Origin of the sequence: Helicobacter apodemus, assembly GCF_003097575.1 — a bacterium.
Classification (GTDB): Bacteria; Campylobacterota; Campylobacteria; order Campylobacterales; family Helicobacteraceae; genus Helicobacter_D; species Helicobacter_D apodemus.
In genome coordinates, this window is the sequence record NZ_CP021886.1 from 37,408 (window position 1) to 52,107 (window position 14,700).

Below are 14,700 nucleotides of genomic sequence, written 5' to 3' on the forward strand. Positions count from 1 at the left end.
AGTTAAAATCCCCCTGTATTTTCTAAGCTATGAGTTTGGATATTAAGATTAGAGACTCTAAGCTCTCCAGTGTTTTTAAAGGCGTTTGTGAGGGTTGTGAAATCTTTAAAATGCAGTTTTGCGGTGCTTTCTAAAGTAGGGCTTTTGATAGAGAGTTTTTGTGCTTGGGCTTTTGTTGTCAAAGTAACTTTGTCTAAAGACTCTAAAGCAATGTTTTCTTTAGCTAACATTTCTTTGATGATAATCTCTCCTTTAGCATTGATACTTAAAGAATCCGCATTAGCATAAAGCCCACCTTCAGATTTTACCCCTACTCCCTCTTTGTTAGCAATAATAGTGATTTTTCCAGCATACAAAGAGCCAAGCATTCTAGCATCAAAGCCAAAGGAGGGGTTAGAATCTTTAAAGCCCTCTATGTTAAAGACTACTTCTTTCCCTCCATATAAAGGTGCGTTTAAATGAGCTACTTGCGTGATGAATTCTGCTTTATTGAGTGTGCTTAAATCTGCCCCTAAGCCATCAATTTCTATTTTAGAATCATAGAGAGGATGTGAGGAGTTTTCCGTAGTGTTTAAAAGGAGATTATGGGTATTAATAAAACCTGCACCATTTAAATAAATCCCATTAGGATTGCTTAAGATTAAATCCGCCTTGCCTCCTGCAATTTCTAAATAACCTAAAAGTGAGCTTTTAGTATTTCCCGAAACTTCAAGCAGAATTTCTTTTGCTAAGGGAGCATTGGGGGCATAATTAGGGTTTGGAGGGATCATTCCTCCAAGCTTAGAGTTAATTAGGGTATTACTATTATTTAAAATAGCCCCTTTTTTATCGACATTAAAATGTTTAAAAACATTATGGGATTGTAAGTTTTTATCAGGAGTGCTTAGATTGATTAAATCCACACCATTATTTGTCTTATCTAAGGATAAAGAGGGGGATTTTTCTCTATCAACTATTTGGTTGGGGGAGGGTTGTGCGGCATAAGTAGAAGCGATAGGGAGTATAAGGGATAATAAAAGGGATAAAAAGGGTTTAGGCTTAGAGGCTTTAGCTAAGGGCTGTATAGGTAGTTTAAGGGTTAAAGGTTTTTGGGAGAGCAACAATGGCATTTGGATTTTTAAGGTTTTAGCGGGTGCTATGGCTTGTGTTATTTTTTTAAAAACCTGATAATTGCAAACATTACCCATTATCTCCCCCTTAATTTGTTCCTTATATTAAAACTTTCCTTTTTTAAATTCTTTTATTTTGCCCTTATCCTAAAGTTCATTCTTTTTTGAGTATTAATAGCGATTTAGTGTTGATTTGTTAGGTATATTTATATTGAAAATATTATTAAAATTTTCTTTTTTTGAGAATCTTTTTTATTAAGGATAATGAAGGGAGATTTTTAAAAATTCTTTAGATTCTAAGCATTAGGGCTTTGAAAATATAAGCTATAAAGTTACTAAAAGTTACATATGCTTAAACAATCCCTTTTAAAAATTCCAAGTTATGCTTGTATAAATTTCTTTGCCATTAACTAAAAGTGTTTTAGGGTATTTTAGGGCACGAGAGAAAGTTAGGGAGGCTTCTAGGGATTTATAAATTATTTTAGCTCCTACAGAGATTCCTTGTAATTCTCTTCCATAATCCTCTAAGCCATAAGAATTTTTTATGCGTCCTCTATCATAGGCTATAAAGGGTTTGATATGCTTAAGATTAATTCCTAATTCATTCCTTAAATAAAATCCTTTATCTCCTTGCAATCCATTATTTTGGAATCCTCTAATAGTCGTATCATCGCCAATATAGAGCTTTTCATTAGAATATAAAATATCTTTGGTGAATTGTCCGCTAAAATCTATCTTATAGTAATAAGTATTAAAGGGTTTATACCAACTAAGAGAATAAGAATATTTTAAAAATTTTGCTTCAGGTGTGCTAGGGGTGCGATACCATTCATTATCTTTATTGGCTTTAAAATGTTTCAATCCTTGATGTAAGCCCACACTAGCACTCATTAAGCCATTAGCAATCCTACCAAGATAAGAAGATTCCATAGAAATTACCGAAAGCCTCCTTGAGCTAAGGGTTAAGTGATAATTATCTAGCAAATTATCTATTTTCTTTAAAGCAAGATTAACTTTCAAATCAAGTTTTGCGCTTCCATCACGATAAAGGACTTTTGAGAGATAGAGGTTTTGGGTGGTGGAGTCTCCTTGTGCGGTATAGATTCTATTGAGGGCATAAAGCTCTTGTTTATAATGAGAGTTTTCATAGCTATAACCCAAATGATAATACCCAAAAGGAAAGGCAAGGGATAGAATATAGTTTTTAGCATTATTTTTTGTTTTTTTGGGATTAAGACGTTGTTGGTAGTAGAAAAGAAGCGATTCATTGAGCCCTAAGAAGTCTTTTGAATTTAAGGAGATTCTAGCTCTTGCTTTGCCAGTTGTGCTTTGTCCTAGATTGTTATAGTTAAGTTTACCCTCTAAGTCTAATTTTTTAGGAGTTTCAACATTAACAATGCTATATCCTAGTTTAGAGGAGGGATTAATAGAAATCTTTGCTAAATTAGAGAGATTATCCACACCTTGATCAATATCATAGATATTAAAATATTGATTTTTTCGTCTTGGAAAGGTAAGGGTGGATTTTAATAAGTTTTCTTTATCATTAAAAAGGTATTTATCGATTTTGCCCTCTAGCACCCTAAGGGTGAGTTTTGCTTGAGGGGAATTAGCTTGACTTAGATCAACTTTTATACGAGTATTAATATAGCCCTTATTGAGATAGAGATTTTCTAAGTGATGAATAGCTTTTTGCAAGGATTGTATATCCTTTAGAAGCTTGTATTGATTTCTCCATTTTTGCAAGACTTTGGGGGATAAAATAGTATTACCAATAATTGCTATTTCTTCTATGGGGTAGGCAAATTCTTGGTTTTGTAGAGGTGCTTTAGGAGAGGCTTTAAGCGTAGGGATAAAGGACTCCTCAAGCTTTTGGAGCTTTTCTTGCTCTATCCTCCTATTTTCACTTTGATTAAGACTGCTTAAGTTTGCCTCTAAGGCACTAACCCCTAGCCCAAAGAATAAATATAAAAGCTTTGGGGTATTAGAAACTAGAGACAAAAAACAAAGTTTCATTAATATTCCTTTGTTGTATCTTTAAAGAATGTATAATTTAGTGCATATTTTTTATTTTAGTGTTTTGAAAGTTTAGTATTTGTAATTTTCTTATTGTAAATTTGCTTAAAATTTATTAAAAATTATCTAATGGAATATGAGCTTGAATAGTTTGTTGCAGTTGAAATTCTGGATTTTCAAAATGAGATTCAAAAGAGTGGTATTTTTTGAATAATATTATGTTAATACCAATTCCACTAAGAACACTTACGCTCATACCTATAATTCCACAAACAAAGCATTTATAATACATTTATAGAAAATCTGGAAAACTTACAATAAACCTTGCTATAGCACCAACTATAGCACCAACTATAGCACCAACTATAGCACCAACTATAGCACCAACTATAGCACCAACTATAGCACCAACTATAGCACCAACTATAGCACCAACTATAGCACCAACTATAGCACATTGAATAAAGCCTAGAATCTTATCTAAGTTACTTGTTTTCTCATACTTCTCCTCATTATTTACTAAATCTTTAGAATGATTGACCTGTGTTGTAAATTCTCCTATTGCTTTAGTAGATTCTTCTAAATTTTTTTCTACTGCTTGTAATTTGTTTAATTTTTTATCCCTATACCATAAATAATAATTTTTCAACACAAACAAAAGAGGAATACAAAGAATAATTAAAGATACTTCCTTTAAGGGTATCATAAATAGATATATTAATAAAGGTGCAAATATCATATAAAGCAAATGAAAATATTTTTCTATATTTCTTTGATTAATATGAGCGTGAATGGTAAGAATCAAGGGGAGGATAAAATAAATAAAAATGAATGAATAAGAAATAATAATATCATAATAAGTGTTATTGCTAGAGGATGCCATAAGTCCAACAATTAATACTGTGATAAATCCATATATGCTTGTAGCAATAAAATATATAAGAGTAGTAATTTTTATAAATTTATCAGAGTTTTGTTTTTCATCAATCCATTTAGAAACAAGAACAGAGATAAATGAAAGACCTAATATTATAGATAATACAAACATAAAAAGGTAATTTAAGCCTTTAATAATTGACCTATCTGCACTATAATCAGCAAAGAAAGTAGAAACTATAAAAATCACTATAAAAAGAATTATTGAAGGAATACTAATACTTAAAACCCAATCTAATATCTGCCTATTGTTATAAAAATAAAGACCATAAAGTGTTGCAAAACAAAAGCTAATATATACCGCAAGAGAATTAGGGATTCCTATAAATAAAGCACTTGTAAATTGTGCCAATGTGTAGAGTGTTAGTATTGCATAAATGCTAATTGTTTTCATTACTTAATTCTTTTTGATTACTTTCTTTTATAGCATTTTCAAGCAATAGATTTTGAATAGTTTGCTGAAGTTGAAATTCGGGATTTTGGTAATAAGTTTTAAAGGAATGATAATTATATAAGTCATAACTAACAACCGCAAGTGGATTTATTAAAAACCCGAAAATATTTGGATGAAACTTTGGCGTAAATTTTGCTATCCCTTGTCTCCCTATCATAGAGGCTATCAGCATACTTGTGCCATACTCCCACATATCTTTCTTGCTTCCAATTGCCCTCACCGGATCATAAGGATGATTCACCTGCCTTACCAACTCCGCCCCTACTGCATTAGTAGATTCCCTTAATTCACTCTCTGCTATTGGAGAGCCAACAAATAAATAAAAAAGCATAGTAATAATATTTTTATTAGCAATCATTATTTATTTTTCTCTTTTTTAATAAAAATATATGTAGCCCAATGATTAAGAGTAAAGGAATGCAAGAAGAAATAAATAGAATGGAAAATATAATAATAAATAAACTTATTGTAAGCATATCAGACACCATCCCCCATAAAGTGAAATAAAAGTAATGCAAGCATTATATAAAAACATACAGTAAGACTATTTAGGGCAATGATGATTCCTATAAACATATCCAACATTTGTTTTTTATAAAAATAATAAAGAGTGCAAAAACCGATAAATAAATATCCAAGCATATGAAGCATATGAGCCACTAATAGAGATTCCATATTTGTAAATTTTCCAATTATCAATACTATGTTAGCAAAAGTATTTGAGACAAAAAAAGCAAATGTTACCAAAGATTGTCCAAAAGTATATAACAATATCGGTATTGCATAATCTCTAATTCTTACCATTGCTTAATTCTTTTTCACTATTTTCTTTCATTGCATTTTCACGCATTATATTTTCAATTATGTTTTTAATTCCATAATTCCTTAAATACATTTCATAGCCGTGAGTATTCTCTAGGTATCTTGTTACAAAATTATTACTCTCGCTTCTAAAAGTATTCGGATAAGGAGGTTCGGAAGTCTCTGTATTCCAATTGACGGATTGAATTATAAAATCATATGGATGATTCACCTGCCCTACAAACTCTCCTCCTACTGCATTAATAGAATCCCTTAAAGGATTCTCTGATACTGGAGAACCAAGAGAGAGAAGATAATAATTGGTTATAAGTCCTTTATGAGCATTCAAGCGATTTGCTTTATAAATATCTTTATTTCCTGCACTATGAGCTAGAATAAAGCTAAAGATCAAGAAATAGTTGAGTTTAGGTTTCATTAAATAAATGCTAATTCTTTTCATAACCTAATCCTTATCCTCTCTGATAGCTTGTTTTCTTTTATAATCTCTATACCATAAATAATAATTTTTCAACACAAACAAAAGAGGAATACAAAGAATAATTAAAGATACTTCCTTTGAGGGTATCATAAATAGATCAAGTAATATTGGTGCAAACACCATATAAAGCAAATGAAAATATTTTTCTATATTTCTTTGATTAATATGAGCGTGAATGGTAAGGGGTAGGGGGAGGAGAAAGAGAATGGAAGTGGATAAGATATCAGGATAGGGATTGTTACCACTTATTGCAATAGCAATGAGTGATGTAAGTTCATAAATAATTATAATGATAATATATACAACAATGGCAGTCTTTACAAACCAATCTAGGATTTGTTGTTCAGACAACCAATAAAAAAGATAGATAGTAGCTATTGGTGGGCAAATGAGTGCAACTAAAAAATAAAACGCTTTTAAATGAGAATCTAATTTATCAGAAATATAATCTAAAGAAAAAAGAGGGGCTAGAAATACTACTAATGAAGTAATGATAATGGATAAAATCCTATACAACACATATCTTTTGTTAAAAAAATAAAAAAAGCAAAAGACTGCCAAAAGAACACTAAGTGATACTATAAAAGTATCCGAAAGTATAGATAAGAAGCTTGAAATTTGAATCAATGCATAGAATGGTATAACAACTAGATAATTTCTACTCTTTATCATCACCTAATCCTTTTTCTTTTACTTCTTTCATTGCATCTTGCATTAATAATCTTTGAATTGTTTGTTGCAGTTGAAATTCTGGATTATTGTAATAGGATTTAAAGGGGTGGTATTTTTTTAAATGCTGATATTCAACATGATGAATTATTATTCCTCTTGTATTTTCAGAAGTTGGTGTTGTGTATCCTCTAGGGTATATTTGTTCCACATATTCGCCAAGATCTTTGCTATACCTCTCCCTCTCCCCACTATTTAAAATCCCTGCCACCGGATCATAAGGATGATTCACCTGCCTTACCAACTCCGCCCCTACTGCATTAGTAGATTCCCTTAATTCACTCTCTGCTATTGGAGAACCAATAGAGATAAGCTTATACTTAGTCTCAGTATTTGTAGTAGCATTAAGAAAATTAGCATTATTAATATCTTTATTGGCTGCACTATGAGCGGTATAAATAGTATTAGGTGAAAGTTTTTGTATTTGATTGGCTATTATAAAATCTGTTACACTTAAAGTATTAGGATTATATTCTAAAACATCATTAATAAATCCCCTTGTTGCATTATTCACTATTCCTACTTGTCTATTTAAAAACCCCCTTTGTATAAGATTAGCACTATTCCTTGCATCTTGGAGAGTATTGTGTATTCCATTAGCAAAGACAATATTTGTCTTTGCATTAATATTTTCAAAATTAACACCCCCTTTTTGACTTAAAGCTTTAAAATCCCCCTCCCTATTCAAATCCAAAGTTTCTTTTACATACCTTGTATCTTGAATAAAATCTTTTAACTCCTCCATCATAGAACCTTTGAATACATAGACATCTTTACCATAAGCATTATCTTTAGTAATACCATATAATCCCATCTTAGCATATTCCTCTATCTTTTCTAACCCCTCTTGTGTTAATTCAATACCCACTCCATTATTAATTGTATCTACAATCATTATCTTATTCCCATAATGCATCATTGCATTATTTCTTAAAGCACTCTCACTTAAAGCACTCCCTAAAGCCATAAGAGAATTCCCCCCTAATAATCCCCCTACTACTCCCCATAGACTTTAGAGATTAAAACCTCTCTTTCTTTATGCTCTATTGGATTCCCCCTTAAAGGAGCAATACTCTCATATATCCCAGAGATTAAAGCCCCTTTAAAAAAGTTTTCCTTATTTAAAGCAGCCATTACTCCCCCAACACCACTATGAAGCACTACCTTACCTAATCCCCCCTCTTTAAAAAGACTATTCCCCTCTATACTTTGTATCTGTGCTATATCCCCTACACCTTTATAAAGACTATTACCTAAAGCCAATAAAGAATGCCCTAAAAGAGATTCTTTAAAACTCTCTTTATACACTAATGTATCAACACTAGCATTTAAAACAATCTCTCTAAGAGGTAGAGTCTCTATCCCTTCAACCAAAGAAAGATTAAGAGGAAGTAATCCTATCCCTCCTTTTAATCCTCCCCCTAGAGTATCTTTAGTAAAACTCCTAAAAGATAAAGCATTTTTAGAATCTAATAGCTTATTACTTACTTGAAAAACCCCACTACCTAAAGCACCTTGCATAGAACCTTTAGCAACACTAGAGACAAAGGTAGAATGAATAGGTAGATTAATCCCAGCACTTACATAAGCTAAAGCAGCTTCTAAGAGTAGATGACTTAAAGGAGTAAGAGATTTACTCCTCTCACTCCATTGCTTATTCTCCAAAAGTGCTTTAGAAAAGATAATAGAAGAATCTAAAGCTAAAGGCATTTCAGAAGAGATTATTAAAGGAGTATGATTATCTTTAGCCTTAAGGCTTTCTTGAGTTTTATTATTGAATCCTTTACTTAACTCTTGAACATCTTGATTTAACCCTTTAGTTGTATTATCCCCTAACTCTTTATTATTACTGCTTAACTCTCCTAAGCCTACTCTAACCTTACTCTCTTTATCTTTTGCTATAAAATTACTCCTATTACTTAACTCTTGAACTTCTTTACTTAACTCCCTACCATTTAACACAAAGCTATTACTAAAGCTAAGGGTAGAGGGCATAGCTACTTCTTTTATAAATCCCTCCTTAGTATTCTTAGCTAAAAGAAAAGAAGAAGCATTAGAACTAAAAGAACTTTTATATTCCCTATTTTTTAAAGAAATTAAGGCTAAAGCTTGAGTATTAATATTTACATTTCTAGCCTTTATATGAGAAGCTTTAATAGTAGTGCTTAAAGTATTAATACTTAAATCTTTAGATTCTATAAAAGAGGGAGTTAGAGAAACTCTCTCTAAACTCTCTTGCATAAAGCTAGGGGATAATAAAGTTCCTTTACTCCATTCTTTAGTCTCTATACTCTCTAACACTAAAGGCTTAATCTCTAAAGTCTTAGCCCCTAAAGATATTCTCTTAGCATTAAGTCTAACACCCTCTAAGACTAAAGAGGATAAAGCCTTATAAGAAAGATTAGCATCACTATTGACTAAAGCATATTGTGCTTGCTCTTTTAAAGAAGTTTCTTTAAACTCTCTCTTAGAAAGCCCAAAGAAAGTAGAGGAGCTTTTAGAATGATAAGACTTAATAGTATCTTTAACCCCTGCTTGGAGAATATTAGCCCCCTCTAAAGTAATAGAGGGTGTAGCCTTTAAATCTACTCCATAAAGGATTAAATCCTCTTTAGCCCTTAAAGCAATATTAGCTCCCTCTAAGGTATTCTTACTAGAAGTGCTCTTTTCATAAAAGCTTATTTCTTGTGTGCTTTTAAAGGTTCCTTTATGCTTTGTTTTAATCTCTAAACTCTCTATATTCCTACCTGGTAGTAAATAAAGATTCTTAGCTCCTAAGATTAAATCCCCTTGAGCGGAGAAACTAGAGCCTATACTCTTTATATCTCCTTGAGAGAATATAACCATATCCTTAGCTTCTAAAGTATTTCCCTTATGATTACTAACTACACTTAAAAAGCTATTATCTCCTGCTCCTCTTTGGATAGACCTAGAGCTATTATCCCCTAAAAGAGAAATATCCTCTGCTGCAATAAAAAGAGAATCTTTAGCCTTAAACAAAGAAGCCCTAGAGCTAAAGTCTTGAGCTTTAATAAAGATATTCCTGCCCTCCATAGAAGCCTTATCTTTTAAAAGAGTGTTTTGATAAAAGGTATTGGCATTATCTCTATAAAGATTACCCTTTAAGAATTTGCTTTGGTTAAGGAAGTCTTGAGTGCTAATACTAAGATTCTCTCCTGCTTTTAACTCTCCCCCTATGTTTTTAAAGCTTTGGGTATTAACTAAAAGATTCTCTCTAGCTTCAATCTTTGCTTCATTAAAGTTAGATTCTTGGATAAAACCTTGTAAGGAAGCAAAGAGATTGTTTGCTTTAATTACTCCTTGATTATTAAGGGTATTAGCTTCTAAGGTTAAATCCCCTTTAGCCTCTATAATAGCAGAAGCCTCTAAAGGAGCCTTAGCTAAATAAAGCTTAGGCACTAAAACTTCTTGTATTTTCCCATCTGGAGTTTGTATGCTTTCTAGCTCATACCATAGAATATCTTTCTCTAAAGCCTCTCTTTGTTCTTGAATTAAAGGAATCCCTGCTATTAAACCTAAACGCTCTTGTTCTAAAAGAGCATTTTCTAAAAGACTTTGTTTTAAAGAACTAAAATTCCTATTCCCTAGATATTGCTTAGGACTTTGGTGAATACTTTGAGTAATAAGAATCTTTTCAAAAGCATTATCCCCTAAGAATTTCATCTTAGGGTCAAAGCCTAGTTTATTTAAGAAATAATCACTAGAGAGCAACATAGAAGTATTGGTATAAAGTGGATTAGATTCTATAGGAGCTTTTAGGGTAGTAGAAGCTAAAGCTTCAGAAGAAGTCTTAATCCCTACATTATTAACATTAGGGGTAACATTAATATCATTATAAAACTCTGCAATAGTAGGATTAAGCGTTAAAAGAGGAGAATCTTTATTAGTATTTAAAGTAAAAAGTGAGTTATTTAAAGCAGAGAAATTAAGGCTATAAGTAGTAGGAGTAGGGGTTGATTTTCTACCTTTAGAAAATAAAGCATTATTTGGAGCAGGGATTAGGAAGTTTAAAAGGGGATTTAGAGCTATTAAGGGCGTAGATTTACTAAATTGAGTATTTTTACGATTTTCTAAAATCTCTCCATTCCCAATCTTCCTAGCTTTAATATTAGCTTTACCCCCTACAAGTATAGAAGTTTGAGAGGCTGAATAAAAGAGTTGATTTGTGCTTCCTTGAGTGCTTGCAGTTGCACTATCCCAACCCCAAGGTCTCAATTTTCCGCGTTTCTTACTATACCTAAAGGGATGATTAAGGATAAAATCTACCTTAGCATATTGAGGAGTTTTAGCATTGTTTAAAACATTAGTCGTTATTTGTAAATCCTTACCTACTAAAATATCCGCTTCTTGGTTTAAAATCTCTTTAGCTTGAATATTAAGATTCCCTTTAACCTCTAAAAGAGCTTTGAAGCTTGGTTCATTAGAGGTGATGAGTTCAGAGCCTGCAATATATTCTGGAGGGCTATTATCCCAAGTGCCATTTTTGTGTGAAGTCCTTTGAGCATCAAGAGAGGCTCTAGGCTCTATTAAATCTTTTTCTGGAATATCCTCTAAAATAAGGGCGCTCTTATCCGCATTTACCCACTTTTGCGAATAGGTTTTATTAGCAATTCCTTGATTTTTTAAAGTTTGTAGTTTCAAAGAAGCATTTTGATTAAAAGTTATTTTTCCTGCCTTATTTTCTAAAGTATTAAGGGTTGCATTAAGATTCTCTCCCCTAATCTCTCCCTCATTTTTAAAGCTATGGGCTTGTAAGGATAGAGTGGCATTATTAAAGAGTGTAGCATCTTTAGCATTATTAAGTGTATGGGTGTTTAAGGTAGTATTACCCCTAAAGCCTAAGAAAGATTGATTAAGAATATTTTGTGCTTGGATAGTAGCATTTCCTCCTGCTAGGATTAGGGTAGGGGTATTAGAAAATAGGGAGGTTGTATAGTTACTTTTATATTCTGGAGCTAGGGTTTTAGTGAGGGTGTAGTTATAAGCCCAAGCATATCCTCTTGATCCCCTTCTTAATCCCCTTCTTATCCCCCCTAATCTTTCATTGCTTACTTTCCCTTCTTTTAAGGCTTCTTGTTTTAGAGTTTCTGGTTTTAAGCCACCATTTAAAGGGATTCTCCTATGCTCTACTACTTCATAATCCCTCCCATAAATCACTTTGAGTTTAAGAGGTATAAAAGCCCTTATGTTTTGTAAGCTTTGGGTGGTGATGTTTAGATTTTTACTCGCTATAATCTCTGCTTCTTGGTTTAAAATCTCTTTAGCTTTTATAGTGAAATTACCTCCTGCTTTAAGAGAGGCTTTGTGAGTTTTAAGGCTAGAGTTAGGAATTTCTACATTTTTAACATAAGGGCTACTAATCCATTGCCCTTGGGGTTTGCTAAAATGCTTATAAAGATTTTGAAAGTCTTTATCTAAAGTCTTTAAAAAAATATCTTTAGTCGCAATAGCGGGGGACTTTTTGAGATTATCCTGCGGATAATACCACCTTGTCGTATAAGAATCTTGTGTGATACTTCCTTGATTATTTAGGGTATTAGCAACAAGTGTGAAGTCTTGCAGGGATTGGATAGAGGCTGAAAGGTTATCAAGCCTATGGGTGTGGATATTTAAAGAATTAGCAAGAATCTCCCCTTGATTATGCAAGGATTGGTTTTTTAATTGCAGATCCCCTAGGCTTAAAAGTCTTGCATTTTTGGCATTATTAAAAGTTTTACTCTCTAAAGTAGAATCTTCTCTTAAAGCTATTAAAGAGCTATTAATAACCTTATTAGCTTGTAAATGCAGGGAGTTTGCAGAAAAGTTTTTAGTATTATGAAAATCCCCTTTAAGGTTTATAAAGACATTAGAAGGGGTATTAAAGGCTTTAGAGAGTGTTAGATTATTAGCCTCTAAGGATAAAGAATCTTCTACTAAAATCTCTCCATCTTTGAAGTTATAATCTTTAAGCTGTGCTTTAAAAGTATTTGCAGTAATGTTTCCTTGATTGTTTAAATCTTGCGTATTAAGCACTAAATCTTGAGTTAAAATCCCCCTGTATTTTCTAAGCTATGAGTTTGGATATTAAGATTAGAGACTCTAAGCTCTCCTGTATTGTTTAAATCATTACTTTGCATATTAAGATTAGAAGCTAGGAGATTCCCATTATTATTTAAAGTTTGGGTTGTAAGGTTAAATGTGTTAGCTTCTAAAGCATTGGTATTATTTAAAGTGTTAGTTTGTATCAAAAGTGTATTACTTAAAAGTGTGCCATTATTATTTAAGCTTTTTGTAAAAATATCTGCCCTCTCGCTCCTAAAATCTCCATAGTTATTAAAATCTTGCGTATTAAGCACTAAATTTTTACTCAAAAATTCTGAAGCATTGCTAAGATTATTAAAGCTAGTAGTCATTATATTGACATTCTCCCCTTGAAAACTTCCATAGTTATTAAAACCTTGCGTATTAAGCACTAAATCTTGAACTACAATCCCCCCTGTATTTTCTAAAGCTTGAGTATTAAGACTAAAGGTGTATCCTTTAATATCCCCACCATTATTAAAGTTATTACTTTGCATATTAAGATTAGAAGCTAGGAGATTCCCATTATTATTTAAAGTTTGGGTTGTAAGGTTAAATGTGTTAGCTTCTAAAGCATTGGTATTATTTAAAGTGTTAGTTTGTATCAAAAGTGTATTACTTAAAAGTGTGCCATTATTATTTAAGTCTTTTGTAAAAATATCTGCCCTCTCACTCCTAAAATCTCCATAGTTATTAAAACCTTGCGTATTAAGCACTAAATCTTGAGTTAAAATCCCCCCTGTATTTTCTAAGCTATGAGTTTGGATATTAAGATTAGAGACTCTAAGCTCTCCAGTGTTTTTAAAGGCGTTTGTGAGGGTTGTGAAATCTTTAAAATGCAGTTTTGCGGTGCTTTCTAAAGTAGGGCTTTTGATAGAGAGTTTTTGTGCTTGGGCTTTTGTTGTCAAAGTAACTTTGTCTAAAGACTCTAAAGCAATGTTTTCTTTAGCTAACATTTCTTTGATGATAATCTCTCCTTTAGCATTGATACTTAAAGAATCCGCATTAGCATAAAGCCCACCTTCAGATTTTACCCCTACTCCCTCTTTGTTAGCAATAATAGTGATTTTTCCAGCATACAAAGAGCCAAGCATTCTAGCATCAAAGCCAAAGGAGGGGTTAGAATCTTTAAAGCCCTCTATGTTAAAGACTACTTCTTTCCCTCCATATAAAGGTGCGTTTAAATGAGCTACTTGCGTGATGAATTCTGCTTTATTGAGTGTGCTTAAATCTGCCCCTAAGCCATCAATTTCTATTTTAGAATCATAGAGAGGATGTGAGGAGTTTTCCGTAGTGTTTAAAAGGAGATTATGGGTATTAATAAAACCTGCACCATTTAAATAAATCCCATTAGGATTGCTTAAGATTAAATCCGCCTTGCCTCCTGCAATTTCTAAATAACCTAAAAGTGAGCTTTTAGTATTTCCCGAAACTTCAAGCAGAATTTCTTTTGCTAAGGGAGCATTGGGGGCATAATTAGGGTTTGGAGGGATCATTCCTCCAAGCTTAGAGTTAATTAGGGTATTACTATTATTTAAAATAGCCCCTTTTTTATCGACATTAAAATGTTTAAAAACATTATGGGATTGTAAGTTTTTATCAGGAGTGCTTAGATTGATTAAATCCACACCATTATTTGTCTTATCTAAGGATAAAGAGGGGGATTTTTCTCTATCAACTATTTGGTTGGGGGAGGGTTGTGCGGCATAAGTAGAAGCGATAGGGAGTATAAGGGATAATAAAAGGGATAAAAAGGGTTTAGGCTTAGAGGCTTTAGCTAAGGGCTGTATAGGTAGTTTAAGGGTTAAAGGTTTTTGGGAGAGCAACAATGGCATTTGGATTTTTAAGGTTTTAGCGGGTGCTATGGCTTGTGTTATTTTTTTAAAAACCTGATAATTGCAAACATTACCCATTATCTCCCCCTTAATTTGTTCCTTATATTAAAACTTTCCTTTTTTAAATTCTTTTATTTTGCCCTTATCCTAAAGTTCATTCTTTTTTGAGTATTAATAGCGATTTAGTGTTGATTTGTTAGGTATATTTATATTGAAAATATTATTAAAATTTTCTTTTTT

Annotated in this window: 10 protein-coding genes; all 10 read right to left on the reverse strand. The window is 32.3% G+C overall.

Annotated elements, in window-relative coordinates:
- Positions 1-2: 2 nt before the first annotated feature.
- The 10 genes from CDV25_RS00170 to CDV25_RS00215 all read right to left on the reverse strand — a co-directional run bounded on the left by CDV25_RS00170 (position 3) and on the right by CDV25_RS00215 (position 14,538).
- Positions 3-1,187 (reverse strand): filamentous hemagglutinin N-terminal domain-containing protein, encoded by a 1,185-nt coding sequence (locus tag CDV25_RS00170; RefSeq protein ID WP_108910264.1) that lies wholly within the window; start codon positions 1,185-1,187, stop codon positions 3-5.
- A gap of 288 nt (positions 1,188-1,475) precedes the next feature.
- A complete protein-coding gene (locus CDV25_RS00175) occupies positions 1,476-3,125 on the reverse strand; it encodes a ShlB/FhaC/HecB family hemolysin secretion/activation protein (protein WP_108910265.1) in 1,650 nt (549 codons plus the stop codon).
- A 115-nt stretch (positions 3,126-3,240) separates the two neighbouring features.
- Complete coding sequence (locus tag CDV25_RS10070) at positions 3,241-3,381, reverse strand: hypothetical protein (protein WP_162550375.1); 141 nt, start codon at positions 3,379-3,381, stop codon at positions 3,241-3,243.
- A 36-nt stretch (positions 3,382-3,417) separates the two neighbouring features.
- Positions 3,418-4,173 (reverse strand): hypothetical protein, encoded by a 756-nt coding sequence (locus tag CDV25_RS00180; protein ID WP_162550377.1) that lies wholly within the window; start codon positions 4,171-4,173, stop codon positions 3,418-3,420.
- A 268-nt stretch (positions 4,174-4,441) separates the two neighbouring features.
- Positions 4,442-4,873 carry a hypothetical protein gene (locus tag CDV25_RS00185; protein WP_108910267.1) on the reverse strand — a complete coding sequence of 144 codons (432 nt, stop codon included), beginning with the start codon at positions 4,871-4,873 and terminating at the stop codon, positions 4,442-4,444.
- Between the two features lie 432 nt (positions 4,874-5,305).
- Positions 5,306-5,776, reverse strand: coding sequence for a hypothetical protein (locus CDV25_RS00195; protein WP_108910269.1), 471 nt, complete (start codon positions 5,774-5,776; stop codon positions 5,306-5,308).
- A gap of 3 nt (positions 5,777-5,779) precedes the next feature.
- Positions 5,780-6,331: a hypothetical protein gene (locus CDV25_RS00200; RefSeq protein ID WP_162550378.1), complete on the reverse strand. Its 552-nt coding sequence runs from the start codon at positions 6,329-6,331 to the stop codon at positions 5,780-5,782.
- Between the two features lie 142 nt (positions 6,332-6,473).
- On the reverse strand, positions 6,474-7,511 hold the full coding sequence (locus CDV25_RS00205) for a hypothetical protein (RefSeq protein WP_108910271.1): 1,038 nt from the start codon (positions 7,509-7,511) through the stop codon (positions 6,474-6,476).
- A 29-nt stretch (positions 7,512-7,540) separates the two neighbouring features.
- Entirely contained in the window at positions 7,541-12,577 is a 5,037-nt protein-coding gene (locus CDV25_RS00210; RefSeq protein ID WP_108910272.1) for a hypothetical protein, read from the reverse strand.
- Between the two features lie 11 nt (positions 12,578-12,588).
- Positions 12,589-14,538, reverse strand: a complete 1,950-nt coding sequence (locus CDV25_RS00215; RefSeq protein ID WP_108910273.1) for a two-partner secretion domain-containing protein — start codon at positions 14,536-14,538, stop codon at positions 12,589-12,591.
- Between the last annotated feature and the right edge of the window lie 162 nt (positions 14,539-14,700).

What these genes read in the sequence shown, in the direction of transcription:
- CDV25_RS00195 (WP_108910269.1), bottom strand. Translation starts at nt 5,776, where the DNA reads ATGAAAAGAATTAGCATTTATTTAATGAAACCTAAACTCAACTATTTC.
- CDV25_RS00205 (WP_108910271.1), bottom strand. Translation starts at nt 7,511, where the DNA reads ATGGCTTTAGGGAGTGCTTTAAGTGAGAGTGCTTTAAGAAATAATGCA.
- CDV25_RS00170 (WP_108910264.1), bottom strand. Translation starts at nt 1,187, where the DNA reads ATGGGTAATGTTTGCAATTATCAGGTTTTTAAAAAAATAACACAAGCC.
- CDV25_RS00175 (WP_108910265.1), bottom strand. Translation starts at nt 3,125, where the DNA reads ATGAAACTTTGTTTTTTGTCTCTAGTTTCTAATACCCCAAAGCTTTTA.
- CDV25_RS00185 (WP_108910267.1), bottom strand. Translation starts at nt 4,873, where the DNA reads ATGATTGCTAATAAAAATATTATTACTATGCTTTTTTATTTATTTGTT.
- CDV25_RS00180 (WP_162550377.1), bottom strand. Translation starts at nt 4,173, where the DNA reads ATGTTTGTATTATCTATAATATTAGGTCTTTCATTTATCTCTGTTCTT.
- CDV25_RS00215 (WP_108910273.1), bottom strand. Translation starts at nt 14,538, where the DNA reads ATGGGTAATGTTTGCAATTATCAGGTTTTTAAAAAAATAACACAAGCC.
- CDV25_RS10070 (WP_162550375.1), bottom strand. Translation starts at nt 3,381, where the DNA reads ATGAGCGTAAGTGTTCTTAGTGGAATTGGTATTAACATAATATTATTC.